Here is a 24,258-nt window from a genome sequence, read left to right as displayed (position 1 = left end):
AGCCTCGCCGCAGACAAGACATCCCATGCAGCTATTTAGTCAAGCAGCTGCCGCAAGTGGCGGTTGACCGAAGGCGATCGCTTCATCAAATTTCTGGCGGCTGATCAGGCAGTGATGGACTGGCCGAGCATGCGGTTGAACAGGTGGCGGAGGGCTGCGTGGTAACGGTCGCCGACGTCCCGCCGGCGGTTGTAGTGGGCATGGGCTCCTGGTGAGGCAGTCAGCGCAGAGAACGCCCAGTGCCGACCGGTCGCGGCCAGGCGGCTGTTCTTGATCCGGCGGTGGGCCACGCGGCGGCTCTTGCCGGACTCCCGCGTCACCGGGGCACTTCCGGCGTAGGCCTTCAGGTCCCGGGCCTGGCCGAAGCGGGTGCGGTCATCCCCGATCTCCGCCAGTACCCGCGCACCGGTGAGCGCGGCCAGACCGGGCAAGCTCGTGATGATCTCTGCGTCGGGATGCTGGAGGAACAAGTGCTCGGTCTCGCGCGCGAGATCGTCGCAGGCGCGGCAGGACACGTCGAGCTGGGCGAGAAGGGCAAGCGTCTGGTGTCCCATGGCAGTCTCGACCAGGTCAGGCTGACGAAGCCAGTTTCGGCGGAATACCTCAAGCAGCCTGTCGGTCTCGGCGTCGACGCGGCGCTGGCGTCAGGCTCGCAAGACGGCGGTCTTGAGCCGGCTGCGGGTGAGCCGGGTGGCGGCGGACGGCGTGGGAGCGATCGCCAGGATCGCGCGGGCCTCCCGGGACAGCAGCCGCTCGCGCTTGCCGACGAACGCCTCGAGGATCGCCGGGTCGTACTCGCGCAGGTGCGATCGGAGCCGGTTGTGGGCGCGGGTGCGGTCCCAGACCGCGTCCTGCTGGGCCCGCGCGAGCACGGCGATCGCCTTGACCAGGTCGGAGTCACCGGGCAGCGGCCGGTGCAGCTCGGCGTCGGTCCGCAGGATGTTCGCCAGGACGACCGCCTCCTGGTGGTCGGACTTCTTGCGCGAGACGACGTGCCGGTCGCGGTACCGGGCGACGGCCATCGGGTTGATCGCGTAGACCCGGCGTCCGCAGGCCCGCAGGCAGGACACCAGGAGTCCACGGGAGGTCTCGATGGCGATCGGGATCGGATCGTCCGGGCTGTCACCGTGCTCTGCAAGCAGCCGCAACAGGTCCTGGAAGCCCGCCGCGTCGTCGCTGATTCTCAGCTTGCCGAGCAGCCCGGCGTCGGAGTCGACCACCGCAACGTCGTGGTGATCCTCGGCCCAGTCGATTCCGCAGGTCACGTGCAAAGTGCGATCCCCCTCGAGGCTTCGCTGTCCGTGGGCGTGGAGCCGGGGAGGGACCATGCGGCGACCTAATAGAAGCGCTCGTGGGCGCACCACCCCATCAGCCATCCATGGCCCCAGCTATGCCCAGGGGCCTCGCTCTTGTGAAGAACTCGATGGCTCCGGCTAACCGAGAGGTGTCCCTGGGAATGGCTCGAACCACGGCACGGTACGGCGACCGAGCACCAAGCGGCAGGGGCCGCAGCCGCGTCCCTCTTGTCGAAGCACTCCAGGCGCTGCATACAGACCAGACGTCCCGTCCGGCCCCTGCCAGAGGCGGCCCAACGACCAACCCTCGATGCCTATTAGGCCTACAGCAACGGCCCATGCCGCGAGTACCTGCGCCGCCGGGGCATCCGGCACACCATCCTGGAGAAGACCGACAGCCAAGCCGCCCGCCTGCGCAAGGGCTCACGGGGCGGACGGCCACCCGGCTTCGATGCGGAGCGGTACAAGAAGCGCAACACCGTCGAACGAGCGATCAACAAGCTCAAGCAGGCCCGGGCTGTGGCCACTCGCTACGACAAACGCGGCTACGTCTTCCTCGGCAGCGCCACCGCTGCGGCCTTGGTCATCTGGCTTCGCACATGATCGCCCGGGCAAGCAGCCTCCATCGGCTCAGTCCAGCGGCGGCCAGTCGAGGAACCGCTGCAGCACGGTGCGGACGCCCTCGGTAGCCAGGTGGTCCAGCGGGAGGCGGCCGTAGAGGGTGAGGAGCAGGTCGCTCGCCGGGCCGTGCAGGCGTTCGCTGGCTGTTGACGAGCCGCCATCAAGCAGACGGACGCCGGTGGGAGTGAGGTCGAGCAGCCAGGACGGTCCCTCGGTGGTGTGCAGGCTGATCCGGGCGGGATCGTGGGGCCAGGCGCCGCTGGAGCCATGGACCACGCTGATGAACTCGGCGATGCCGTCCAGTGCGATTGCGGTGGGGACCGGCTGCGTGCTGCCAACGGCCAGCTGGGCGTCGACGGCGTGGACAGCGGCCTCCTGAACCTGATGGCGGGCCACCGCGCCGGCCGTCATGGGCGCCTCGGAGGCGCCCCACCAGGTCCAGCACCGCGACTCGGGACCGGACTTGCGCAGCGCGGCGACCAGTGCCTCGGTCGCCGCGAGGAGGTCTGTCGGGGGCTCGGCCACCGTGGGCGGCTGCTCGCTTGACCCGGCCGCCACAGCAGCGGCCCAGAAGTGCTGCACCTCGGTGAGGTGCACAATCAGGTCCTGCAACGACCAGTCCGGGCAGCTGGGAACACGTATATCGAGTTCGGGCGCCACGGCGCTGGCCTTGCGCAGCGCGGCGGAGCGGTCCTCGATCAGGGACAGGAGTCTCTCGAAGGAAGGGGTCTGAGTCACCATCACGTTCTAGCAGTCAGCTCTGACAAGATCGGCCGGAGGGTCTGGCGCGTGAGGTAGAACGGCGACATGGATGTCGCAGTACTTGAACAGATGCTGGACGAGACTCTCGATCAAGCCATTGTGCACCACGGATACGCCAGCTACATGCGCGACTACGAGGTCATCGTCTATGCAACCGCCGACCCGCACACCGGCGTCGAGCCGGCCTACCTGCGACATCTCTTCCGGTACTGCGTCGAGGCCCGCTGCGAGACATCGGTGTCGGCCGAGACCTGGCGGGTCTCCTTGGATGACCGTCTCATCGACCACGAGACCGGTGTCGACCTCGACGGATACGTCTGGGGAGTTAAATGGCACTGCCTGTACCCAGGCGCGAAGCTTCTCCCCGAGTCGGATGCGACCCGCAGCTGGTCGCACGAAGTCGGGATCGACTTCCACGAAGTGCTCATCGAAACCAACGCGCACCGGCTCACCCTGATCTTCTCCGACCTTCAGGTGAGCGAGGTTCCGATCGGATACGCCCCGTTCGTCACGGACTGAGCGATCATGGCGGCACGGGCTTGGGCACCTACCGGTGGGTGATCGAGCGGACCTTCGCCTGGCTCCACGGATTCAAACGCTCCGTATCCGCTGGGAGAGACGAGCCGACATCCGCGAAGCCTTCCTACGCCTCGACTGCTGCCTAATCACCCTCCGACAGATCAACTCATCGTGTTAGGCGTTGTAAGGCCTGCTCTGACCTGCACCTTTTATGCGAGATGGACATGTTCTCTCGGTGGTCCCGGACGAGGCGCTGTGCAGGCTCAGTGGGGAGCGGTCGCCAGCAGGTCAGGCAGATCGCGCATGTCGTCGAACACGACGGTGCATGGTCCCTCCAGCCGCGGGGCTGGTGTGAGACCGCCGCAGTAGCCGAAGGCCCGCATGCCGGCGGCGCGAGCTGCCTGAACTCCGTATGCGCTGTCCTCGATCACCGCGCACCGCCCGGGCTCCACGCCCATTGAGCGGGCAGCGTGCAGGAAGAGGTCGGGTGCAGGCTTGCCTCGAGGAACGTCGGCTGCGCTGAAGATGCGCCCCTCGAAAGGGTCGGTCAACGCAACGATCTCCAGGCTTTCGTCTGATGCCGACGTGATCACCGTTCGATGCGACACAGACGGCTGTGGTGAGGCTATTCAGAGCCTCTGTGATGCCGTCGACAGCAGTCAGTTCGGCCTCGAAGGCCGCCTGATACAGATGCTCGTATTGCTGCTGCCAGTCCTTCTCCAGGCGCCGCCCGAGCCGTTCCTCCACGGCAGTGGTGTAGACCTCGGTGGACGAGCCCACGAACCGCTCGATGATCTCGTCCTCGGTGAATGTGCACCCGAGGTCAGCCGTGATCACCGCGTCTACTTTGACGCATATCCTCTCGCTGTCCACCAGCACGCCGTCACAGTCGAAGATCACCAGTTGAACAGGGCTCTGTGTCATGATCAGCAGCGTAGAGGCGTGGCAGAGCAGGCTCCGAACTGCCCATGGCTGACGTCGATTTTGCCGGGTTTGCATCGTGAGCTGTTCGCACCGCTCCGTGGACGGCTCGACCTGCTCCCATAGCTCATCCGACACGATCCATGGCGATGCCCCCACGGGCCGGACAACGCACAACTTGCCGAGTGGACACGGCCACCAGCACCAACCGATCTCATTCTGTTAGCCGTTGTAAGAGATCCCGGAGCGCAAGAAGAGCTCAGGAGGACTGGGTCGACGACCAGTTGACGTATCGGCCGGACAGGCCCACCTCCGGTGCCATCACGTTGTACGAACCTGTCGTGGTCGGGCCCGTGGTGGTGCCCTTGAGGACCCAGATGCCGCCCGAGTCGTCGCTGTCCCCTGGCGCGTTCTCCCCGGGCGCGCCGACGACGAGTTCGGGCCTGCCGTTCTTGGTGAGGTCGGTGAGCCGCACGGTGGCTCCGAAGTGGTCCTCCCTTTCCGCCGTGCCAGGTACGCCCGTCGTGTTCTGCGTGACAGCACGGGAGCCCGCGCCGGTGGGGCCGCTCGCGCCGCCGGGAATCAGGATGACGCTGCCCGCGTGGCGCGCGGAGCCGAGCGTCTCGCCGGGGACGCCGACCGCGATGTCCCCGTAGCCGTCGCCGTTGACGTCCGCCACGCTCACGTCGCTGCCGAATGAGTCGTAGGCCTCGGCCGCGCCCGGGACCCCGGGGGTGTCCTGGTGGATGAGGATTGGGGTGCCGGTCCGGTCGATGCCGCTCGGGTTGCCGAGCCAGACCGCGATCTGCCCGCCTTTGTGACCGGTGCCGGGGCGCGGTGTTCCGTCGATCTCTGTGTCGGAGGGGTCGCCGATGACCAGGTCTCCGTAGCCGTCGCCGTTGAGGTCTCCGACGGTGGCGTTGTCGCCGTCAGTCGGGAGGCTCTCGTGGGAAGAGCTGTTGGGGTTGATGTAGACAGCTCCGTCGGGGTGGTCGGAGAGCCCCACGGTGATGTCGACGTCGTCGGCCCAGCCGTCGCCGTTCAGGTCGCCCAGCACGGTGTCGTCGGCGGAGGGGGTGTTCATCTCCAGGACGTTGTCGGCGGGCTTGCCGGTGCGGGTGAAAGGTCCGGTGAGCCGCCGCGTCGCGCACCAGCCCGCCACGGACACCCGGGCGGCGGAGGGTGAGGCCTTGGGGTTTATCGCGGCCAGGCCGACACCGAAAATGCAGCCCCCGCTGCCGTAGGAGGGGCCCGGGGTGGGCAGGATCGCGCTGCTCCTCAGGCCCTGGGCGCTGCCCCACAGCACGGTGACGCTGCCGCGGTTCTTCGCGTCGGTGACGTCCTCGTAGGGGGCGGCGATGAGCAGGTCGGCGTAGCCGTCCGCGTCGAGGTCGGCGGATGCCACGGACTGGCCGAACCGGTCGTACGACTCCGCCGCGCCCTCGACTCCCGAGGTGGCCTGGGAAATCAGCTGCTTCTTGGAGGTGCCGGGGCCGGACGCGGTGCCGTAGAGGACTACGACGGCGCCCGCTTCCGCCCTGCCGGAGATGGTGGCGTCGGGGGCACCGACTACCAGGTCCCGGTAGCCGTCGCCGTTGAAGTCGTCGTAGTGCTTGGCGGGCGCCGCCGAGGCGGGGGTGGTCAGGGGGAGCGGGGTCAGGCCCGCCATCAGGAGTGCAGCCAGGGTGGCCGTGGTGCCGATGCGCATGGGGTGTGCTCCTTGAGGCCCCGGCCACGGGCATCGTGCCAGTGGCCGGGAGCAGGGGTAGGGGGCCGCGGTCAGTCGAGGAAAGTGCCGCCCAGCTCGGGCAGTTCGTAGGAGCCGGTGGCCGTCGGACCGGTGGACGAGCCGGGCAGGACGCGCCCGCCGGAGGACGCGGCGACGGCGAGGTCCGCCCTGCCGTCGGCGTTGGTGTCGCGCAAGCGGAGGCTGTAGCCGAAGGACTCGTACTCCTCGGAGCTGCCGGTGACGGACTGCGGGATCCAGGAGGAGCGGGAGCCGGAGAGACCCCCGGAGCTGCCGCGGAAGACGTGAATGCCGCCCTGGTCCTCCAGGCCGTTCACGTCCTCCTGTGGGACGCCGACCACGAGGTCCGCATAGCCGTCGCCGCCTGAGTCAGCGGCCGACACGTCGTAGGCGAAGTTGTCGTCGGCCTCGGGCGTACCTGAGACACCGGTGCTGGCCTGGGTGAACTTCGCCGAGCGGGTGCTGCTGGGGCCGGTGGAGGTGCCGTACCAGATGTTCACCGCGCCCTTGCCGCTGCTCTCGTCGGGCTCGCCGATGGCGATGTCGCCGTAGCCGTCCTTGTCGAAGTCGCCGATGGTGGCGTTCGGGCCGAGGCCGCCCTGCCCGGCGCCGAGGGTCTTGGAGGCGCCCGAGGAAAGGCCGGTGGAGGTGCCCTTGAGGAACCAGGCGCGGACGTTCCAGTCGGTGCCGGATGCCTGTGTGCCGAGGACCACCAGGTCCGTCTTGCCGTCGCCGTTGACCTTGCCTGCGGCCAGGCCGGACGAGTACCAGCCGGCGTCCGTCTTGTCGATCTTGCTGATGCTCCCCGTGGTGCCGGACTTGGTGAACCCGCCCCGGTACAGCCAGGCCTCGCTGCCGCCGATGACCGCCACGTCGGGAGAACCGTCGCCGGTAAAGTCGCCGGTCGCCACGTCGCTGCCGAAGTGGCCGTACGCGCCGCTCTTCGGCGTGAGGTTGGTGCCCCCGGAGAGCCCGGACGCCGAGCCCCAGACAACAGTCACCGAGCCGCGGTACTCGTCATCGCCCACGTGCTCCATGGGGTTGCCGACGACGAGGTCCGCGTAGCCGTCCTTGTTCAGGTCGGCGCCGGCCAGGCTCTCGCCGAACATGTCGTCCTCCTCCCCCGCGCCGGGGACACCAGGGCTGTCCTGGTGGATCACCTGGGTGTGTGAGGCGTCGAGGCCGCGGGCACTGCCGTAGGTGATCGTGACGGCGCCGCCGGACCAGCCGTCCGCGCCCGAGATGCCGCTGAGGGCGTTGCCGTACGCGATGTCCCGGTACCCGTCGCCGTTGAAGTCGTCGTAGTGCTTGGCCACCGCGGCGGAGGCCGGGGCCGGGGTGAGGGCGAGCAGACCGGTCGTCAGCGTGGCCGCGGAGGCTGTCGCCAGGGCGAGACGGACGTGCTGGTGCATGCGGGAGACTCCTGCTGCCTGTGCGGGCGCGCCGGGGCGCCCCTGACCGATGAGGGTTCCGCCCGCGTTCGCCCCGATCAGCCGGGACTTGGCCTCGGGGTGGCTGGGCGTGCGGCGTACGGAAGACCGCTGGAGGGGCCTGAGGGTTGTACGGAGCTATTGAGAAACCCCGAGTGAGGGAACCAGCCCGTGATGAGTCACGAGAACGCGGACATCACTGCGAGCAGGGAAGGCACACGCCGACGCAGGCCATGCAGCGCGCCGCGCAGCTGTACCACGAGCACCGACCGGACTGCGTGGTCATCGAGGCGAGCAATGGCGGCGACTACCTGCCGGCGCTGCTGCAGCAGGTGGATCCGACGGTGAACTGGCGGATCGTTCATGCGACACGGGGTAGAGGGCGCGGGCTGCTCCGCCGGCGCAGCTGTACGAGCAGGCCCGAATACACCACATGGGGGCGGCTCGGGTGTTCGCCGAGCTGGAGGAGATGACCACGTTCGTCGGCCAGGGGCAGACGGAGGACTCACCGGACCTGCTCGACTCGATGGTGTGGGCGCTGTGGGATCTGTTCCTCGACCCAACGATGCCCCCGCCGTGCGGCGGTGACGATCAGCGGTTGAGTGGCCGGCGCGAAGGCCCCCCGGCGGCCCCCGTCCGGAACGAGATATCCACATGCTCGACGGCATCCAGGTAGGCGCCAGGGCAGGGCCTGGCAGGTGCCCCGGCCGCTCACCGGACGGCGTGGGCAACGGGGAGGTTTCGTGAAGGTAGTGGCGACGGCAGCAACGCTGTGGCACGGACGATGACGTCCGAGGAGTGTCGCTCCACCAGGTCAGGCCCCTGACCTGAACATTTCTCTGTTTTTCCCGTTTTCTCCGCCGCGGATCGCGCCGTCTCCTGACGCCGGAAGGAATGGGTACCTTACGCCCGCACTCTCCCAGCCCCAAGGATCATGCGTGCGTGAGTTCACTGTGCCGGCCCTGGCAACAGCCCCTCATGTCGGCGGCCTTGCCGACGCCGTCTTCGAGAACGCCATGGAGGCGCCGGACCGGGTGCAGCTCGGGCGCAAGGTGGACGGCGCGTGGCGGGACGTCACCGCTGCCGAGTTCCGCGATCAGGTGATGGCCACGGCCAAGGGGCTGCTTGCGCAGGGCATCCGCTTCGGCGACCGGGTGGCCATCATGTCCCGTACCCGCTACGAGTGGACGCTGTTCGACTTCGCGCTCTGGTCGATCGGTGCCCAGCCGGTCCCGGTCTATCCGACGTCGTCCGCCGAGCAGCTTGGCTGGATCCTGCACGACACCGGCGCTGTGGGGTGCGTGGTGGAGTACGAGGACCATGCGATGACGCTCGGCTCGGTGATCGACCGGCTGCCCGCCCTGACCCGGGTATGGCAGCTGGACTCCGGCGCGGTCGAGAAGCTGGCGGTGGACGGAGAGCAGTTGGATGACGGCGTAGTCCACCGTCACCGGCTCGCGGTCACTCCCGGGGCCGTCGCCACCGTGATCTACACCTCCGGCACCACCGGCCGCCCCAGAGGGTGCGTGCTGACCCATTCCAACTTCATGACGGAGTGCGACAACCTCATCGCCCGCTGGCGCCCGATCTTCGAGCCCTCGAACAGCGAACAGCCGTCAACCCTGCTCTTCCTGCCGCTCGCCCATGTCTTCGGCCGCATGGTCGAGGTCGCGGCGATCCGGGCCCGGGGACGCCTGGGCCATCAGCCCGATCTGTCGGCAGAGGCACTGCTGCCGGACCTCGCCGCCTTCCGCCCGACGTTCGTGCTCGCTGTCCCGTATGTCTTCGAGAAGGTCTTCAACGCCGCCCGCAGAAAGGCCGAAGAGGCGGGAAATGCAGGGGCGTTCGACAAGGCCGTGGACGTCGCCGTGCGGTACGCGGAGGCGCGCGAGCGGCGGTCGTTCGGCACAGGCCCCGGGCCCACGCCCGTGCTGCGCATGCAGCACAAGTTCTTCGACGCGTTCGTCTACGGCAAGGTCCGTGAGGCGATGGGCGGCAAGGTGCAGAACGCGGTGAGCGGTGGCTCGACGATGGGTCGGCGGCTCGGACTGTTCTTCGACGGAGCCGGGGTGACGATCTACGAGGGCTACGGCCTTACGGAGTCCACCGCGGCGGCGACCGCCAACCCCCCGGGGAGGGTCCGCTTCGGCACCGTGGGCCATCCCGTCCCCGGCACCACGGTCCGTATCACCGAAGAGGGCGAGATCATGCTGCGCGGCGGGACGGTCTTCTCGGGCTACCTGGGCGACCCGGACGGCACGGCAGAGGCGCTTCAGGACGGCTGGCTCGCGACAGGCGACCTGGGCTCCCTCGACGAGGACGGCTATCTCACCATCACCGGCCGCAAGAAGGAGATCATCGTCACCAGCAGTGGCAAGAACCTCTCTCCCGCGCTCCTGGAGGAGCGGGTGCGGGATCACCCGCTGGTCGAGCACTGCATCGTCGTCGGGAACGACCGGCCGTATGTGGCCGCCCTAGTGACCTTGGATCTGGAAGCCACGGCACACTGGCTCCGCCTGCGCGGCAAGCGGCCGCTCGATCCGGAGGACCTGGTGCGGGACCCTGATCTGGAAGCCGAGGTCCGCAGGGCGGTGACTGCCGCCAACACCCGGGTATCGAAGGCGGAGTCGATCCGTACCTTCCGCATCCTGCCCACGCCGTTCACCGAGGACGAGGGCCTGATCACCCCCTCGCGCAAGCTCAAGCGCCGGGCGATCGTGGAGGCCTACGCCCAGGAGATCGACGACTTGTACGGCAAGTGACGGAAGACTGCGTACCAACCCCTGGCATTCGGCCTTGGAGGAAGACGACCCATGACCGCACACGACCTTCAGGTCGTCGGCCGGAACCGCGTCCTGCGCAGAGCGGGCCTGACCGGCGCGCTTCTGCTCGCCGCAGTGGCCGCCCTGCTGTGGCTCGGCGCCGATGTCGTCGCGACCAAGGAGTGTTTTGACAGCGGTTACGGGCTGGGCGAAAGCATCAGCATGACTGAGGAGGGGTGCGAAGTCACTGCACGGGGCCCTGATGGTGAGAGGAGTAGCGTGCTGCCCACCCTCAGCGAGCCAATCGGGACGGTGGCACTGATCGCGGGACTGGCCGGTGCCGTGCCGCCCAGCATCTGCCTCTGGCTGGCAACCCGGCAACCGCGCTGACAGACGGCGTTGCCTTCCCGGCTCCGGCCGGGAAGGCAAGATTCCAGGGCCGCCGTCCTGTCGATGCCGGCGAACGTCACAGTGGCGTTCTCCCAGTCCTCTGGATGCTTCTCCGGCATGGCGGATGTCCCGCTTAAAGGACCGGCCCGAGCGACTGCCAGCACCACCGCCCTGTGCGAGCATGAACGGGACATGATCGAGATAGAGACGCGTGCCCCAGGGGCAGATGCGAGATGGGACGCCCGAACAGCGGCGCTCCTGACAGCCCTGGCGCTGCTGACCGCATGCGGGGACTCCAAGGGGGACGGGACCCATCCCTGCACCTTGATCGACTCGCTCAAGGGCATCGGGGTGGGGGGCGCCCCGCAACTGGCGAACAGGGTTGCCGACGCGGCACTCACCGTCTGCTGGACGGCACATGCCGTAAGCGCGCCCTGCGGCTGCGCGAGGCGCCGCCGGAGGCACCCGAGACACCGGGGAACCCCGTCATGAGCACAGGAACCCCTACCGCGCCAGAAACTCCGGCAACGGAGACCCCAAGCCCCCCGGCGGTGTTGATGTAGGCACCGTCGCCGAGCACCGTCGCGCCCTGGCTCTGCTCGGCCAGGCCGGAAGCCCACCAGGCCTGCGCGTTCGCGGTAGTGCCCGGCACCGGGCGGCCCGCAGCCACCACGAGCCTGGTTCCGCATCGATGATGAGCTGCACATTCGCCGAGAACCGGAGCCTCCGGCAGCTGCCCCAACCACGTTCGAGGTCTCGGACGGTCGCCCCCTGTGATGGCTCTGCTATCGACGCCCAATTCCTGGAAGCGGGTCTCATCCACCACCCATCCCCGGGTATTGGCTTCGGAGGGGTCGGCACCGTCCTTGAAACGCCACCGAGCGAAGAGATTCTCGACATTGAAGGTGGCCAGTCGCAGTCTGTGGACATGGAATTCTCCCCGAAGGGGGGACAGGTGCGGGTCCACACGCGCGCGTGCTCTATCACCAGTGTCCGCGCGGCCCGAGCAGGCTGCAAGCCGAGTGTCGAGCGGAGCTACGGGGAAACGTCCACGGCCAGCACGATCCGCCCAACAGGCAAACGCGGCAACGGCAGCGCGGACAGCACCTTCCGCACCCTGGTACGCATCGACACCGCCCCGGTTGAGCCCGCCGTAGAGGGGCCCGTGACCACGGCGATGGTCAGCCAGCAGCGTCGACCGGAGTCCGTACAGACCCGTCTGCACACAGCAACGCGTCGGTGAGCTCGAGTAGTTCGTGCCCGCGTGCGGTCAGGCACGAGTAGCCATTGGAGGAGGCGGACGGCGGTGCTGTTCAGGTGGCCGACTCTGCCGGTCCTTGCCCGTGCCACGCCGTGGGTGACACAGAGACGGCGGTGAGGCCATCCGGCACAGGCGGCGGATACGCTCAGCAGACAAAATCCGAGCTGTTGGCCCAGAAAGTTAGATGTGACCATGTCTGGGCTCCGATGATGCCGTCGACCGTGATATCGGCGCATCCCTGGAATCTCCGTGTCGCAGCCTCGGTGACCGGCCCGAAGTCTCCATCCTCGACGAGGTCTTTGCCCGTTAGCGAATTGTTCAGATAGCACTGTGCCTGTCTTACCGCTACTCCTGACGAGCCACGCTTGACCGATGGACGGGACTTGGTATGGTTGCAGACTTGACTAACCATAGAGAGCCTCCTCTACATACTTTGCTCAAGTGCTCGGTCTAGTGCTTCGAAGCCATTCCGGGAGCTCGTGACGATCAGTCGTTGCCCAACCAAGATCTTGTTCGGGTCGGGATGTTGTTCCACGCCTGAAGCTGTTCGACCGTGGTCCTGTATCTTTGGGCCAGCTTGTAGAGCGTGTCGCCCGTCTTGACAGTGTAATATGCGCCTTCTGTGTTCATGCTTGTATGTTAGGCGTATCCACCATTGCCTGCATGTTCACGACCTTGCGGCTCGGTGAGTTCATGCGATTGGCGGTTGTCTGAGGAAGGTTGTCGCTGCATCCTGCTCGGCCGACAGAGTGGAGGATCGATGGAGAGCCCGGAGGATCCGATGGACAGCGACGTGCAGAAAACCCGGACCCGGCCGGCCTTTTGGTCGTCATCATCGGTGATGCCGGCGGCGGGCGACACGTGCACATGAGTACAACGACGGGGGCGTAAGTGGTGACCGGGCGGCTGCCGCCTCGCCCGACAGGCGGTCCGCGCACACTACGTCGCGGGCGTGACCGGCCTGCTCAGCCAGCCGCCAGCAGTTCTTGCACTCGACGGCGGACAGCAACGAACGCGCGGGCGGTGGCCCGTGGTTCCAACCGTCCCGCGATCCTAGCGTCATGTCCTATTCGCTGGGCTCAGGGCTTCCACCAGGTTTTTCGAATCCACGCTCGGAGCCCCGCACATTACTCAGGACGGCCTTCCCTTGCCGGTCAACCATACGGGTCACCGACTCCTGCAGGATGCCGAAGGCGATCGCCCAAGCGATAATTTGGGGGCCACTGTTCAAGTTTGACAGCCCCGGGATGAATTCACCGTGGATGAGCAGGATGCCCAGGAGTGCTGACAAAGCCCCGACCGGAAGCCTCAGGAGCATCAACATCATGGGCACCGAGTACGGCGTGCTCGTTCCCTGGATGGATCGAATTGACACTGCACCCGCCAAGGCCGCTGCGCCCAGCCCAGCGGCTTCCACAAGCAAAACGTCAGTGCCGCCGGGCCTTGCGCCCACTGGGCAAGCTCCTCCTGCAAAGCATAGATTACGCGGTATCGCTGAAGGGCTGACGTAACCCCACACGACAAACAGCCCAGCAATGATGCCAGTGACGATAACCGAGGCGAGCAGGATATTACGGAAGCTCCGGAGCCTGGCCCTTTCCGTTTCTTCGGCGTCGTGCGCTGCCAGCAACGTGCTGGCCGCCAGATCTCTCAACGATGGCTTAAGCTCGTTCTCGGTACTCTTCAACCGTTCTTCCAGGAGCTGCAGCCGTGGATCTGCACGTCCCAGGTGCTGCCGAGCCTGCGCGAGCACGACGGCTCCGCGCCAAGTCAGATCGTCTTCTCTCGTCAGGTGTAGAAGTTTTACTTCGACCTTATGGATGTTGGAGAACGCTCGGTCAACCGTCGAACCGGTAAGCTTTGACCAGGTACTACTCTTGTCTCCAATCGCGCTTCGCGCAGCACGTAGGTGGGTGGCCGTCTTATTCGCGATCTCCTCATCACGGGAGTCCAAGGGCGGCTCCATTTTTCGAATTCTGTTGAGCTGGGACTGGAGTTCGGCGATATGCGCGGCAGCGCGCTGGCACCAAGGTGATCTCCTCGGCCCGGCTACATCCTGATCATCATCGAACGGGTGCGAGGTGCGAGTCGACATGAGACTTCCTTCGAAACATTCCCCCAACTCCAATTAGGAGCCCAGCATGTGAGAGGTGCAACTTGAGCCCAACCCATGGGTCGTCTCCAACAACTACGGGTTGAAGCGTGAGCACCTGCCGGACTTGCAGCACCTGGTACTGAGGTTGAACTCGCGATAGCGGCTGGCTTGGTCATGGCGCATCGAAGGTCAGGCCGTTCTCGGCGAGGCAGTCGTCGAGCAGGTGCGGGCGGTACTGGATCTTCTTCAGCTTGCGCTTCATGACGCGGGCGAAGTGGTCGAGGTCGGCGGTGGCATCGGCCGTCACGCGGTATCGCAGGTGAGTGACCCCAGCCCCCGGTGGCTCGGCATCCGTTCACGAGCGGGGTCCGCCCCTCTGGCCGCCCTTGTCGGCAGTGCGCGACAGGATCGTTGCGGGTGATCGCAAGTCTGGATGCTCCAGGTAGAGGCGGCGCAGCTCTGCGTGAGGATCTCCGCGGGACTCCGGCTGGGCGATGGTGTCGAGCAGTTCGCGTTCGGCGTCGCCAAGGTCCTCCTCGGCCGTCTCGGCGATGCCCCAGCTGTCCCAAGGCAACGCCTCAACCTTGTTCAGAGCAGCCAAGCCGCGCACCACACTGGCCCGCACCATCCGCAGCCCGGTCGACCCGGCGGAGCCGCTCTGTGCCGGATGACCTGTGGGAGCGGATAGCTCCGTTGCTGCCGTCCCGACGCCCCGCCCTGGCTGCGGAAGCTGCCCGCAGTGCAGGTGTTGCGGCAGGTCTGGTTTCAGCAGTACTGGTCCCCACCCCGCGGCAGCCGGTCATAACGCACTGGCCGGCCATAGCGATCCGCCCAGTCCCGGGTGATGAACAACCGGGCCAACCAGTCCTCGCCATGCGCCGCGAGTTCCTCCAGCGCGACACGCAGAGTCTCGGCGACCAGCTCACCGCGGTTCAGGCGACGGACCGCGGCGAGCACATGCGTGGAGTCCGTCCGGATCCGTCCGCGCCGCTTGATTAGGCCCGTCGCCGCGGGATGGTCGACCATCACCGCCAGCAGGCGTTCTGCCCGATCCCCTCGGCGAATCGGTCGCGGAACTCACTGAGCACCGAGAAGTCGAAGCTCGGATCATCCAGTTCCAGGCCCAGGCAGTACTTCCAGCCCAAGCGACACCGAGCTACCTCGGCAGCCTGCCGGCGGTGAGGTTGTCCACGTACTGCAGCACGGATACCAACGCCAGCCGGGCCAGCGACGCTCCGGCCCGCGCTGTGCGACTGCCAGTCCAGTGATCCAGTTGCCGTGGTCCATGCGCAGAGTGACGATTTACTTGACGTCTGACGATCTTGGATCTTGGAGGTTTCCGTGACAGCCATCGACGAGAAGCGGAGTCAGATTCCTTGGATCGGCGCGCCGGTGGACGCCGGCGCCGGTAGCGAGGAAGGTCCGAACCCCGACGGGCGCGGCCGGTCACGTGACTTCGAACACGGATCGATCTACTGGACGCCGGCTACCGGTGCCCATGAAGTCCACGGTGACATCCGCAACCACTATGCGCGGCTCGGCGGGTCCGGCAGGTTCCTGGGCTACCCGACGACGGACGAGTTGGGCTGCCCAGATGGCCGTGGCCGCTTCAACCACTTCGAGGGCGGTTCGATCTACTGGACGCCGGAGCGCGGTGCCCATGAAGTCCATGGCGCCATCCGCGACCTGTGGTCGAGCATGGGATGGGAACGCTCGTTCCTCCGCTATCCCGTCACGGATGAGATGGGGCCACCGGACAATCGCAACAACAGGTTTGAGGGCGGGCACGTCACCTGGACGCCCGCAGGCGGCCCCGTAGCGCACCACAGCACCCCTATTGACTGAGTCCCAAACAGGGAAAGGAAAGGCGGCGCCAGGCGCGATTGCACTTGCCGGCTAATGATCCGCCTGAGATCGGTCGCCCGGAGTTCGCTGACTTCGCCGCCTGGTCGGCTGGTCGTGATCACGCCGGGCGCAAGCAGCGCCGAGGGCCGCACTCCGCACCGGGTGCGGCCCTCGGCGCATGTGCTTACGACGGCCAGCCGCCGTACGGCACGGTGATGAGCTCAATGGCGTGGCCCACCGGGTCCATGAAGTACACGCCGCGGCCGCCATCGTTGTGGTTGATCGCACCGGGCTGTTGCTGGTGCGGGTCGGCGTAGTGCTCGATGCCGCGCTGCCTGATTTGCGTGTACGCCGCGTCGAACTCCTCCTCGGAGACCAAGAAGGCGTAGTGCTGCGGGGTGATCCTGTCTGGGGGGATCGTGGCGAAGTCCAGCGTGACGCCGTTGCTCAGGTCGACCGCGACGAACGGGCCCCACTCGGCGGTGATCTCAAGGCCAAGCAGGTCCGCGAAGAACTCTGCGGACTCCCGGTTGTCCCGGGCGTGGACGATCGTGTGGTTCAACTCAACTGACAAGGATGCCTCCGAGGGCATCTCCCGACACCTCCATGCCTCACCCACAGCCGTTCTATTACAGTCCCCTCGTCCAGCCGGACCCCCCCATAAGTGCCTGCTCCAGGCACGCCTGGAGGCAGCCGCCACTTGGGCCGAACGCCTGCGAACCCCCAGGGGACAAGGCCGCGTAAACACGCACCCGGTCTCGTGCACCTGGTGAGTCGTCGACGGGCGGAGCCCTCCGAGAGGAGTGCCGCCGCAGCCGGGGACCGGGGGATGCCGGTGGGCAGCGGTGGCGTCCTCGGCGCCATGGTGGTCGTGCCACGAGTGGATCCGCAGATTTGTGGGCGTGGCTTAGGGCGAAGGGTGCTGGGTTGGCGGCTGGTCAAGCGGGGCGACTTCGGTGGGGTTTGGCGCACTGCTTCATGAAGGGTCGGATGAAGTGGCGCCGTCATACCGGGACCGGAGGCCAGCGGCCCACTTGCAGGACCGCGAAGAGCTGAACTGCGAGAGCGCGCTGTCGCCGTGGCGAGGGCCCTCAGGGTGTGAATGTCTCCAGGTGTTCCAGCCGTACGAAGCGGCTCTTTGGGCTCGCCTCGTGCACCGCGCGCTTGAGCGAGGCGAGTCCGCCCCAGTCGCGGGCGGGCTCGCCCAGGGGGTGGTCGAAGTCGTCCCAGTGCGTCGGCAGGACGTAGGCGGGGTGGCCGAGGATCCGCAGCAGGCGCGGCACGTAGGCGTGCACGGAGTTGCCGCCGGGCTGGACCATCACCACGTCGGCATGCCGTCCCGCGAGGTCGGCCTCGCTGTAGTTGGCGCCGCCGAGGTTGACGATGGTGAGGTCCCCGGCGGTGATGCGGTAGGCGAGGCTGCCGCCCTCGACCAAGTCCGCGATGGTGCGCGGCCGTGGCGGCGGCGCGGCTGGGCGGGTGCCGGGGAAGGGGACCTGTGGATGGTTGCCGACCATGGAGTGCACGGACCTGAGCACCTCGATTGTGTAGCCGTCGAACTGCAGATACTCGCCGCCTTGCACCATGGAGAGCTGCTTGGCCGGGGCGTCCATCGCCAGCATCAGGTTCACGTGGCTTTCGGTGCCGAAGACGGTGGCCCCGGTGGTGGCGGCGAGGTGGGGCACGTCGGTGATGTGGTCGTAGTGGCCGTGGGTGACGAGGATCTGGTCGGCCCGCAGCCCGTGCCCGTCTATCAGCTCGCGGTCCACGCGGATCGGGGTCGCGGGATCGGCGCCCTTCGCGGTGTAGGTGCCGGTGCGGAAGCGGGTCAGCCAGGGGTCGATCAGCACCGTGGCCGCCTGGTCGCCCGAACCCACGCGGATCTCCCACCCGTTGTTGCCCAGCCAGCGCAGCCACACCGGCACGGAGGCGCCGCCGCCCGCCCTGCCCGCCGCGGCCGCCCGCGGGCCGGCCGCTCCCGCCGCTGCCCCTCCGGCCGTCGCTGTCAGGCCCGCGCCCAGGGTGGCGCCCACCAAGCCGCGCCGCGAGATGCCGTTGTTCCGCATGTGCCTGCCTTCCGTGAGGTTCCGCGTTCCGGATGAGGAGATCGGAGCACGGCGGCGGGCGTGACGTCCAAGACCGTTCTCCGGCACCAACTCATATCGCAGCCGATATCGTTCCAGCGTGGACCTGTTGAGGCAGCTGCACTACTTCACCGTCGTGGCCGAGGAAATGCACTTCGGACGGGCCGCGGAGCGCCTCGGTATCGCCCAGCCACCGCTGAGCCAGCGGATCCGCGGCCTGGAGAATCACCTAGGGGTACGGCTCTTCGACCGCTCCCGGCGGCAGATCCGGCTGACGGCCGCGGGCGCGGCGCTCATACCCGAGGCCCACCAGATCCTGGCCCGGGTCGCCCGCGCGCGCGAGCTGGTCGTGCGCGCCGACCGCGGCACCCACGGCACGGTCCACCTCGGCGTGGTGCCGGAGCTTCCGGGCCGGCTGCTGGCGGCGCTGCTCACCGAGTTCGCGGCCGTCGCCCCGGGCGTACGGCTGGAGCTGCACGAGCTCACCACCGCCGAGCAGCTGAACGGGCTTGGCGACCGGATGCTCGACGCCGGGGTCCTGGACCACTCGCAGCCCGCGTCGGACGAGCTGCGCTGCGGCCCTCCGATCGAGCTGCCGCTCGGCGTCGTGCTCCCCCGTGCCTCGCCGCTCGCCGGCCGAGCGCGCATCGACGTCGCCGAACTCACCGGGAAGGATCTCGTCCTTGCCCCGCACGCCGCCGCGCCCGCGCTGCACGACGCGGTACTCGCGTACTGCCTCGGCCACGGCGTCCACCCCGGGCAGATCAGCGAGGCTCGCAACCCCGAGGTCATGCTGGGCCTGGTCATCGCCGGCTACGGCATTGCCTTCAGCCACCCCGCGATCGCCCAGAAGGAACCGAGGGTGGTCTGGCGGCAGTTGACCCCCGACGCACCGTGCCAGCGGCTTTGCTGCGCCGCCCCCGCGACCGGCCCGCATCCGGCCGTCGCGTCGCTGCTCGACACGGCGACGGAGGTCTTGCTCCGTGGCGGTGCCGCGGACCCGCCGCCGGCCCTCGGCGCCACGTCCGGGGACACTCCTGGGGAAGGAGGTGAGCCGCGCCCGTGGAACGTCGTTTTCCAAGCCAGGTGACCGGTCTGCGAGATCGGGTGAACGATCTGCAGAACCGGGTGAGCTCCCTCTTCACCGGTCTGGGCGTCGTGCCGCGCCTCCACGTGTGCTGCGTCGACTGTGGCCGGGGGGCCGGTGTCGACGCCGATACCCCGGCGGTGCTGGCCTCCGTGGTCAAGGTGCCGCTCGTCCTGGAGCTCGCCCGGCAGGCCGCGGCAGGCCAGCTCGACCTCGCCGAGCGCGCCGTCGTCGGCGCCGGCGACCGCCTCGGCGGCACCGGCACCTCCGGGTGCAGCGACGACGTCGAGATGAGCCTGCGAGACCTCGCCCGCATGGCCATGACCGTCAGCGACAACGCCGCGGCGGACGTCCTCTTCCGCCGCCTCGGCGCCGACACGGTCCAACTCCTCGTGAAAGAGCTGGACCTGACCGGTACCCGTATCACCGGCGGCCCCGGCCACATCCTGGCAACCGTGGCGAAGGACCTCGGCTCCACCGACCCGCAGGCGTTCGCCCGCACCTTCGCGGCGCTCCCGCCCGACCGGATCCCGGACCTGCGTGCACTCGACCCGGAGCGTACGAACAGCGGCACGGCACGCGACATGACACGGCTGCTGAGCCTGATCTGGACCGATCGCGCAGGCCCGGCGCGAGCCTGCGCCACCGTCCGCGGCTGGATGAGCGAGCAGGTCAGCTGGCACCGCCTGGCGGCGGCCTTCCCCGCCGACGTGGCCGTGGCGGCCAAGAGCGGCACCTTCCCCGGGGTACGCAACGAGATCGGCGTCGTCACCCTGCCCACCGGCCCCCGCTACGCCGCCGCCGTCCTCATCCGGACCGCCACCCCCGACACCCGCCGCCCGGACCTGGACACGGCGATGGGTGGGGCGGTCCGCGAGGCGGTGGCGGCACTAGGAGGCTGCTGCACGGCCACCGCCACGGAACGCCCGTGAACAAGCCGTCCACCGCTGGTCAGTTGAGCGGAAGTGCTGTCCGGTTTGTGATCACTGACGAGATGTGGGACCGGATCGAGCTACTGATGCCGGCGGATCCTGTCGCGGGCGGCGGTGGGCCGACAACGGCAGCACTCTTGAGGCCATTCCGTGGAAGTACCGCACCTGCTCGCCATGGCAGGACCTGCCGGACGGATTCGGCTCGTTCAAGACCGCTCACAACGGCTGATCAGGTGGGCCGTGGACGGCACATGGGAACGGATCCTCGCCGCGGTGCCGGCAGCGGTCGACGCCGGTGACGACTTCGGCTGGACTGTGTCGGTGGACTCCACCGTGTGCCGGGCCCACCAGCATGCCGCCGGGGCCAGGAATAGGGGGTGCCCGGCCGGTCCGAACCCGACAATCATGCGCTCGGACGCAACCGCGGTGGCCTGAGCACGAAGGTCCATCTCGTCAGCGACAGCCATGCGCGGCCCCTGGCCCGCAAGCGCAGCGCGGTCGAAGGATGCATCAACCGGAGTCAAGCAGTGGCGCGGTCTGGCCATGCGAACGGACAAGCTCGCCGTCGCCTCTCAGGCTGCACTCCATCTCGCCGCCGTTCTCATCAGGGCTTGGCGATGGCTCGCCCGCGAGGAATCGGCCACCCAGCGCGCGTTCACGGGCCAGGATCACCCCTCGCTCGATCTGCGGGCTCCTGGGTCCACGGCACGCTCGCCGGCCCGCGCGGACGTACGGCTGCACGCCCGCCGCGATATGCAGCCGCCCGTCGCGCCAGGTCGCGGCGTTGTACGGCGGTCAGCCGTACAACGCCGCGGACCGTGAGCGGTACCTGTCACCGATACCCGGTCGCGTCCGCCGGCTTGCCGGCGTCGTCGACCTCGACCATGTAGCGCCAGCAGTCCGGGCGCGAGCCGTCGAGGTCGGTGAAGCCGTACTCCTGAGCGAGTTGCCCGCTGGACAGCGACTGGCCGTTCCAGCGCGCGACGTCGGCGTCGCCGGCCAGCGCCGCGACCGCGCGTCCGACGTACGACGGGCTTTCCGAGATGCAGAAGTGCGGCACCTTGGCAAGTGCGTCGCGCCAGTTGTCCTCGGTGACGCCGAAGTTGTCGAGCATCATCTCCGAGCGCAGCCAGCCGGGGGTGAGCGCCACCGCCGTCCCGCCATGTGGCTTCAGCTCGTGTGCGAGCACGAACGCCATGCGCAGCACGCTGTTCTTGGCCAGGTCGTAGAAGTACGAGTTGCGGTAATTCGCTCCGTTGTATACGGACGTCCCGTCGGTCATCTCGACCACGAGCCCGCCCGGTCGCCGCACCAGCAGCGGCAACACGAAGTGGCTGGTGATCGCGTGGGTCTCCACGCCCAGTCGGAGCAGCCGCAGTCCGTTGTCGAGGTCGTGCTCCCACACCGGCGTGTCGAACGCGAACAGCCGCTCGCCGCCCCAGAGATCGTTGACCAGCACGTCGAGCCGCCCCTGCTCGGCGTCGATGCGCTCGGTCAGCGCACGGACCTGCTCGGGCACCAGGTGGTCGGTCGGCACCGCGATGCCGGTTCCGCCCGCGGCGGTGACAAGCTCCGCGGTCTCCTCGATCGTCTCGGGCCGGTCGTACTCGGAGCGCCGTTGCCGAGTCGTGCGGCCGGTGACGTAGACGGTCGCACCCGCCGCGCCGAGCTGGACGGCGATGCCGCGCCCGGCGCCCCGCGAGGCCCCTGCAACCAGGGCGATCTTTCCGTGGAGCTCCGGTTTCGCTGTGTCAGGCATGAATCCCCTTGAGTCCCTTGTCTATCCGTACGGCCCCGGTCCACGTCCGTCATCGACGCCGACCGGTGAAGGCAAGTTTCGACCTAAAACCCGACACTATGTGTCGTATTTTTCACCCGTCTCACGGACCGCGCCCACGGCAAGACGAAGCGCGTTCTCCCCCACGGCTTGTGGACGGAGATCGCGGTGGCCGCCGCCAGCAGCGCCAGCCCGGCGCCGGCCCCGGCCGCGAGTTGCACCCCGACGCCCTCGCTCGGCGCCGCGACCTGCTGCTGCAGCCAGTGCCGGAACAGGAAGTGCCCCGCCAGCATCAGCGCCACGTTCACCACGAGTTTCGCCGCGATCCAGTAGTGGCGCAGCAGTCCCCAGGGGGTGGCCAGTGCCAGGACCAGGCCGGTCAGCAGTGAGGTCCAGGCGAGCAGCGCGATCAGCTCGACCCCGAGCAGCTCCATCACCAGCCGGGTCGCTCGCAGCAGCTCGGGGCTCTCGGTGAGGAAGCCGGCGACGGCGAGGATCACCTGGGCGAGCTCCACTCCCAACCAGCCGACCGCGGCGATGACATGGCAGGTGAGCAGGGCCTTGCGCGTTCGCGGGGACAGCCGCGAAAGGCGGGTGGCAGCCGTCCCGCGCCGTCCGGCCGCCCGACGCCCGCTCGCGCCCTGTCCGGCCCTACCGCTGTCAACCGCCTTGCCCGTTCCTGTCGCGGAGCCGCTCATGGCTGCTCCGTCCGTCGCCGTGCGGTGGGTGCGGCCATATTCGGCGACTCGGCTGCTGCCGGTCGTCGTCACCAGCGTTGATCCGCGCGTACGCGAGGCTACGTACGCCGCCGCCCGATGGCCCGCGCGTCCGGCTCCGTATTCGGCTGCGGGGCAAGATCGGGTGCCCTTATGCTGCCGACCATGGTGGGGAGGTGGGCAGCGGGTGGTGGCTTCCCGGCGCTGCCTTTGCCCCGCGACTTCCTGGCCGCGGGCGTTCTGGCCGTCCTCATGGGCGTCGGCTCCCACTTCGCGGCCGCGGCGCAGGACGGGCAGCAGCCGGATGCCTGGGCCTGGTTGTCGGCGGCGGTCGCCGCTGGTGGGCTGGCCTGGTGGCGGGCCGCGCCGATGGTGATGCTGACCGCGGTCGCCGCGGGCACCGGCGTCTACATCCTCGGCGGCAGTGCGCTCGGCCCGGTCCTGCTGTGTCCTGTCGCCGCGACGTTCCAGATCGCCCGGGTCCGACCGATGCGCGTCTCGCTGCCCGCATGCGGGGCCGCGGCCGCGGTCGTCGTCGCGGCGCTGCTGATCCGGGTCGTGGACGAGAGCAGCCTCGCCGTGATCATCGGGATCGCCTCGCTGAACTGGCTGCTGCTGCCGTGGTCGCTGGGCACCCTGGTGCAGGTGCGGACCGTGGCCGCCCGGCGGCTGCGGGCGGAGCTGCTGGAGCGCGGTGCGCTGGAGGAGCGGGCCCGGGTCGCCCGGGAGGTGCACGACGCCGCCGGGCACGGCCTGTCGGTGATCGCCATGCAGGCCGGCGTGGCGCTGCTGGTGCTGGACGACGACCCGGCCCAGGCCCGCGAGTCGCTGCAGGCCATCCGCACCACCAGCACCGAGACGCTGGCCGACCTGCGGTCCGCGCTCAGCATGATGCAGGCGGCCGAGACCCCCGGACTCGACGGCCTGCCCCGGCTGGCCGAACGCGTCCAGGGCGCCGGCCTGCCGGTCGATCTGCGCATGGAGCCGCTGCCGGAGGACCTGCCCGGCGACCTCGACGCCGCCGCCTACCGCGTCGTGCAGGAGTCGCTGACCAACGTGCTCCGGCACGCGGGCCAGGCCCGCGCCCAGGTCAATATCGCCCGCGAGAACGGCGCATTGCTCGTCGAGGTCGCCGACGACGGCACCGGGTCGCCAGCGCATTCCGACGGGCGCGGACTGACCGGGATGCGCTCGCGTATCGAGGCTCTGGGCGGCACCCTCACCGCGGGGCCGGGCGAGGCGGGCGGCTTCCGGGTTCGCGCCCAGATCCCCGTTCCCGTATCCGTACCGGAAGGAGCAGACCGATGATCCGGGTGGCGCTCGCCGATGATCAGGCGCTGATGCGGATGGGCCTGCGCGTGCTCATCGAGCGCGAGGACGACCTCGAGCTCGTCGGCGAGGCCGAGGACGGCGCGGCGGCGATCAAGCTGGTCCAGCAGACCGCCCCCGACGTGCTGCTGATGGACGTCAAGATGCCGGGGATGGACGGGCTGGAGGCGCTGCGCACCATCGCCGCCGACCCCGCGCTCGCGGGAACCCGGGTCGTCATCGTGACGACCTTCGAGATCGAGGAGTACGTCTTCGCCGCCCTGCAGGCGGGCGCCAGCGGCTTCGTCCTGAAGGACACCGACCCGCTGGAGGTCGTGCACGCCATCCGCGTGGCCGCGGCCGGCGATGCCCTGCTGTCCCCGGCCGTCACCCGCCGCGTGGTCTCGCGCTTCGCCCAGCACATCGCGGGCGGCACCACCTCGTCCTCGGCCCTGGACGAACTGACCGAACGGGAAAGGGAGATCGTCGCCTGGGTGGCGACCGGCCGCTCCAACGACGAGATCGCCAAGGAGCTCTACCTCAGCCCCGCCACCGTACGCACCCATGTCGGCCGCGCCACCATGAAGCTCGGCGCCCGCGACCGCGCCCAACTCGTCGTCTTCGCCGTACGCGCCGGCCTGACACTGCCCGGCGACCCCTGAGACGAGGCGCGCTGTCCGAGCCGCCGTTATAGAAGCCGCCGGGC

23 protein-coding genes and 5 pseudogenes are annotated in these 24,258 nt (G+C 68.6%); 12 read left to right on the top strand and 16 right to left on the bottom strand.

Annotation, left to right across the window (positions count from 1 at the left end; all coding sequences use genetic code 11):
* Window positions 1-39 precede the first annotated feature (39 nt).
* Window positions 40-1,328 (bottom strand): annotated as a pseudogene (locus ACTWQI_RS02150) (IS110 family transposase).
* Window positions 1,329-1,616: 288 nt separating this feature from the next.
* Between ACTWQI_RS02150 and ACTWQI_RS02145 the strand changes: the two are divergent.
* Window positions 1,617-1,898: pseudogene (locus ACTWQI_RS02145) on the top strand (IS5/IS1182 family transposase); the annotation flags it as partial.
* Window positions 1,899-1,925: 27 nt separating this feature from the next.
* On the opposite strand, the gene ACTWQI_RS02140 reads toward ACTWQI_RS02145, so the two are convergent.
* Window positions 1,926-2,654, bottom strand: a complete 729-nt coding sequence (locus tag ACTWQI_RS02140) for a maleylpyruvate isomerase family mycothiol-dependent enzyme (RefSeq protein ID WP_443266810.1) — start codon at window positions 2,652-2,654, stop codon at window positions 1,926-1,928.
* A 69-nt stretch (window positions 2,655-2,723) separates the two neighbouring features.
* On the opposite strand from ACTWQI_RS02140, the gene ACTWQI_RS02135 reads away from it, so the two are divergent.
* Both ACTWQI_RS02135 and ACTWQI_RS02130 read left to right on the top strand, forming a co-directional pair.
* Complete coding sequence (locus ACTWQI_RS02135) at window positions 2,724-3,197, top strand: YxiG-like protein (RefSeq protein ID WP_443266808.1); 474 nt, start codon at window positions 2,724-2,726, stop codon at window positions 3,195-3,197.
* A gap of 11 nt (window positions 3,198-3,208) precedes the next feature.
* Window positions 3,209-3,375: pseudogene (locus ACTWQI_RS02130) on the top strand (transposase); the annotation flags it as partial.
* Window positions 3,376-3,460: 85 nt separating this feature from the next.
* On the opposite strand, the pseudogene ACTWQI_RS02125 reads toward ACTWQI_RS02130, so the two are convergent.
* From ACTWQI_RS02125 to ACTWQI_RS02110, 4 genes and pseudogenes are all read right to left on the bottom strand, one after another.
* Window positions 3,461-4,121, bottom strand: a pseudogene (locus tag ACTWQI_RS02125) (HAD family hydrolase).
* 256 nt (window positions 4,122-4,377) lie between these two features.
* The gene (locus ACTWQI_RS02120; RefSeq protein ID WP_443266807.1) at window positions 4,378-5,826 is read right to left on the bottom strand and encodes an FG-GAP-like repeat-containing protein; all 1,449 of its coding nucleotides are present in this window, start codon (window positions 5,824-5,826) and stop codon (window positions 4,378-4,380) included.
* 71 nt (window positions 5,827-5,897) lie between these two features.
* A complete protein-coding gene (locus ACTWQI_RS02115; RefSeq protein ID WP_443266805.1) occupies window positions 5,898-7,277 on the bottom strand; it encodes an FG-GAP and VCBS repeat-containing protein in 1,380 nt (459 codons plus the stop codon).
* Window positions 7,278-7,474: 197 nt separating this feature from the next.
* Window positions 7,475-7,660 carry a hypothetical protein gene (locus tag ACTWQI_RS02110; protein ID WP_443266803.1) on the bottom strand — a complete coding sequence of 62 codons (186 nt, stop codon included), beginning with the start codon at window positions 7,658-7,660 and terminating at the stop codon, window positions 7,475-7,477.
* Window positions 7,661-7,728: 68 nt separating this feature from the next.
* Here ACTWQI_RS02110 and ACTWQI_RS02105 point away from each other — a divergent pair, with 68 nt between their 5' ends.
* The 3 genes from ACTWQI_RS02105 (at window position 7,729) to ACTWQI_RS02095 (ending at window position 10,447) form a co-directional block, all read left to right on the top strand.
* Window positions 7,729-7,971, top strand: coding sequence for a hypothetical protein (locus tag ACTWQI_RS02105; protein ID WP_443266802.1), 243 nt, complete (start codon window positions 7,729-7,731; stop codon window positions 7,969-7,971).
* Between the two features lie 262 nt (window positions 7,972-8,233).
* A complete protein-coding gene (locus tag ACTWQI_RS02100; RefSeq protein ID WP_443266800.1) occupies window positions 8,234-10,057 on the top strand; it encodes an AMP-dependent synthetase/ligase in 1,824 nt (607 codons plus the stop codon).
* Between the two features lie 51 nt (window positions 10,058-10,108).
* Entirely contained in the window at window positions 10,109-10,447 is a 339-nt protein-coding gene (locus tag ACTWQI_RS02095) for a hypothetical protein (RefSeq protein ID WP_443266798.1), read from the top strand.
* A gap of 1,406 nt (window positions 10,448-11,853) precedes the next feature.
* Here ACTWQI_RS02095 and ACTWQI_RS02090 read toward each other — a convergent pair.
* The 6 genes from ACTWQI_RS02090 to ACTWQI_RS02065 all read right to left on the bottom strand — a co-directional run bounded on the left by ACTWQI_RS02090 (window position 11,854) and on the right by ACTWQI_RS02065 (window position 15,155).
* On the bottom strand, window positions 11,854-12,120 hold the full coding sequence (locus ACTWQI_RS02090; protein ID WP_443266797.1) for a peptidoglycan-binding domain-containing protein: 267 nt from the start codon (window positions 12,118-12,120) through the stop codon (window positions 11,854-11,856).
* Window positions 12,121-12,774: 654 nt separating this feature from the next.
* Window positions 12,775-13,803: a hypothetical protein gene (locus ACTWQI_RS02085; RefSeq protein ID WP_443266795.1), complete on the bottom strand. Its 1,029-nt coding sequence runs from the start codon at window positions 13,801-13,803 to the stop codon at window positions 12,775-12,777.
* Window positions 13,804-13,975: 172 nt separating this feature from the next.
* A complete protein-coding gene (locus ACTWQI_RS02080; protein WP_443266793.1) occupies window positions 13,976-14,110 on the bottom strand; it encodes a hypothetical protein in 135 nt (44 codons plus the stop codon).
* Window positions 14,111-14,158: 48 nt separating this feature from the next.
* Window positions 14,159-14,404: a hypothetical protein gene (locus ACTWQI_RS02075; protein ID WP_443266792.1), complete on the bottom strand. Its 246-nt coding sequence runs from the start codon at window positions 14,402-14,404 to the stop codon at window positions 14,159-14,161.
* Between the two features lie 164 nt (window positions 14,405-14,568).
* Window positions 14,569-14,829: a hypothetical protein gene (locus tag ACTWQI_RS02070; RefSeq protein WP_443266791.1), complete on the bottom strand. Its 261-nt coding sequence runs from the start codon at window positions 14,827-14,829 to the stop codon at window positions 14,569-14,571.
* A complete protein-coding gene (locus tag ACTWQI_RS02065; RefSeq protein ID WP_443266789.1) occupies window positions 14,829-15,155 on the bottom strand; it encodes a transposase in 327 nt (108 codons plus the stop codon). Before ACTWQI_RS02065 ends, ACTWQI_RS02070 begins: the two co-directional genes overlap by 1 nt.
* Between ACTWQI_RS02065 and ACTWQI_RS02060 the strand changes: the two genes are divergently transcribed.
* Window positions 15,145-15,648, top strand: coding sequence for an LGFP repeat-containing protein (locus ACTWQI_RS02060; RefSeq protein ID WP_443266787.1), 504 nt, complete (start codon window positions 15,145-15,147; stop codon window positions 15,646-15,648). The two genes, ACTWQI_RS02065 and ACTWQI_RS02060, sit on opposite strands and share 11 nt — an antisense overlap.
* A gap of 184 nt (window positions 15,649-15,832) precedes the next feature.
* On the opposite strand, the gene ACTWQI_RS02055 is transcribed toward ACTWQI_RS02060, so the two are convergent.
* Window positions 15,833-16,222: a VOC family protein gene (locus ACTWQI_RS02055; protein ID WP_443266786.1), complete on the bottom strand. Its 390-nt coding sequence runs from the start codon at window positions 16,220-16,222 to the stop codon at window positions 15,833-15,835.
* A 517-nt stretch (window positions 16,223-16,739) separates the two neighbouring features.
* Entirely contained in the window at window positions 16,740-17,714 is a 975-nt protein-coding gene (locus ACTWQI_RS02050) for an MBL fold metallo-hydrolase (protein ID WP_443266783.1), read from the bottom strand.
* Window positions 17,715-17,832: 118 nt separating this feature from the next.
* Here ACTWQI_RS02050 and ACTWQI_RS02045 point away from each other — a divergent pair, with 118 nt between their 5' ends.
* From ACTWQI_RS02045 to ACTWQI_RS02035, 3 genes and pseudogenes are all read left to right on the top strand, one after another.
* Complete coding sequence (locus ACTWQI_RS02045) at window positions 17,833-18,822, top strand: LysR family transcriptional regulator (RefSeq protein WP_443266782.1); 990 nt, start codon at window positions 17,833-17,835, stop codon at window positions 18,820-18,822.
* Window positions 18,795-19,751, top strand: a complete 957-nt coding sequence (locus ACTWQI_RS02040) for a serine hydrolase (RefSeq protein WP_443266780.1) — start codon at window positions 18,795-18,797, stop codon at window positions 19,749-19,751. The genes ACTWQI_RS02045 and ACTWQI_RS02040 overlap by 28 nt, the downstream gene beginning before the upstream one ends.
* 62 nt (window positions 19,752-19,813) lie before the next feature.
* Window positions 19,814-20,357 (top strand): annotated as a pseudogene (locus tag ACTWQI_RS02035) (IS5 family transposase); the annotation flags it as partial.
* Window positions 20,358-20,583: 226 nt separating this feature from the next.
* Here the strand turns inward: ACTWQI_RS02035 and ACTWQI_RS02030 are convergent.
* Both ACTWQI_RS02030 and ACTWQI_RS02025 read right to left on the bottom strand, forming a co-directional pair.
* Complete coding sequence (locus tag ACTWQI_RS02030) at window positions 20,584-21,510, bottom strand: SDR family oxidoreductase (RefSeq protein ID WP_443266778.1); 927 nt, start codon at window positions 21,508-21,510, stop codon at window positions 20,584-20,586.
* 83 nt (window positions 21,511-21,593) lie between these two features.
* Window positions 21,594-22,226: a hypothetical protein gene (locus tag ACTWQI_RS02025; RefSeq protein ID WP_443266777.1), complete on the bottom strand. Its 633-nt coding sequence runs from the start codon at window positions 22,224-22,226 to the stop codon at window positions 21,594-21,596.
* Window positions 22,227-22,409: 183 nt separating this feature from the next.
* On the opposite strand from ACTWQI_RS02025, the gene ACTWQI_RS02020 reads away from it, so the two are divergent.
* The gene (locus ACTWQI_RS02020; protein ID WP_443266775.1) at window positions 22,410-23,552 is read left to right on the top strand and encodes a sensor histidine kinase; all 1,143 of its coding nucleotides are present in this window, start codon (window positions 22,410-22,412) and stop codon (window positions 23,550-23,552) included.
* A complete protein-coding gene (locus ACTWQI_RS02015) occupies window positions 23,549-24,214 on the top strand; it encodes a response regulator (protein ID WP_443266773.1) in 666 nt (221 codons plus the stop codon). The genes ACTWQI_RS02020 and ACTWQI_RS02015 overlap by 4 nt, the downstream gene beginning before the upstream one ends.
* Window positions 24,215-24,258: the final 44 nt, after the last annotated feature.

Origin of the sequence: Streptomyces sp. KR80 (genome assembly GCF_052245555.1) — a bacterium.
In the GTDB taxonomy this organism is placed as follows: Bacteria; Actinomycetota; Actinomycetes; order Streptomycetales; family Streptomycetaceae; genus Streptomyces.
This window is presented reverse-complemented; position numbering and strand designations above follow the sequence as displayed.

Bases quoted from the DNA above. Each gene is read 5' to 3' on its own strand.
- ACTWQI_RS02135 (WP_443266808.1), top strand. From the start codon at position 2,724: ATGGATGTCGCAGTACTTGAACAGATGCTGGACGAGACTCTCGATCAA.
- ACTWQI_RS02120 (WP_443266807.1), bottom strand. From the start codon at position 5,826: ATGCGCATCGGCACCACGGCCACCCTGGCTGCACTCCTGATGGCGGGC.
- ACTWQI_RS02115 (WP_443266805.1), bottom strand. From the start codon at position 7,277: ATGCACCAGCACGTCCGTCTCGCCCTGGCGACAGCCTCCGCGGCCACG.
- ACTWQI_RS02110 (WP_443266803.1), bottom strand. From the start codon at position 7,660: ATGAACGATCCGCCAGTTCACCGTCGGATCCACCTGCTGCAGCAGCGC.
- ACTWQI_RS02105 (WP_443266802.1), top strand. From the start codon at position 7,729: ATGGGGGCGGCTCGGGTGTTCGCCGAGCTGGAGGAGATGACCACGTTC.
- ACTWQI_RS02095 (WP_443266798.1), top strand. From the start codon at position 10,109: ATGACCGCACACGACCTTCAGGTCGTCGGCCGGAACCGCGTCCTGCGC.
- ACTWQI_RS02090 (WP_443266797.1), bottom strand. From the start codon at position 12,120: ATGGTTAGTCAAGTCTGCAACCATACCAAGTCCCGTCCATCGGTCAAG.
- ACTWQI_RS02085 (WP_443266795.1), bottom strand. From the start codon at position 13,803: ATGTCGACTCGCACCTCGCACCCGTTCGATGATGATCAGGATGTAGCC.
- ACTWQI_RS02070 (WP_443266791.1), bottom strand. From the start codon at position 14,829: ATGGTCGACCATCCCGCGGCGACGGGCCTAATCAAGCGGCGCGGACGG.
- ACTWQI_RS02065 (WP_443266789.1), bottom strand. From the start codon at position 15,155: ATGGCTGTCACGGAAACCTCCAAGATCCAAGATCGTCAGACGTCAAGT.
- ACTWQI_RS02050 (WP_443266783.1), bottom strand. From the start codon at position 17,714: ATGCGGAACAACGGCATCTCGCGGCGCGGCTTGGTGGGCGCCACCCTG.
- ACTWQI_RS02030 (WP_443266778.1), bottom strand. From the start codon at position 21,510: ATGCCTGACACAGCGAAACCGGAGCTCCACGGAAAGATCGCCCTGGTT.
- ACTWQI_RS02025 (WP_443266777.1), bottom strand. From the start codon at position 22,226: ATGAGCGGCTCCGCGACAGGAACGGGCAAGGCGGTTGACAGCGGTAGG.
- ACTWQI_RS02020 (WP_443266775.1), top strand. From the start codon at position 22,410: ATGGTGGGGAGGTGGGCAGCGGGTGGTGGCTTCCCGGCGCTGCCTTTG.
- ACTWQI_RS02015 (WP_443266773.1), top strand. From the start codon at position 23,549: ATGATCCGGGTGGCGCTCGCCGATGATCAGGCGCTGATGCGGATGGGC.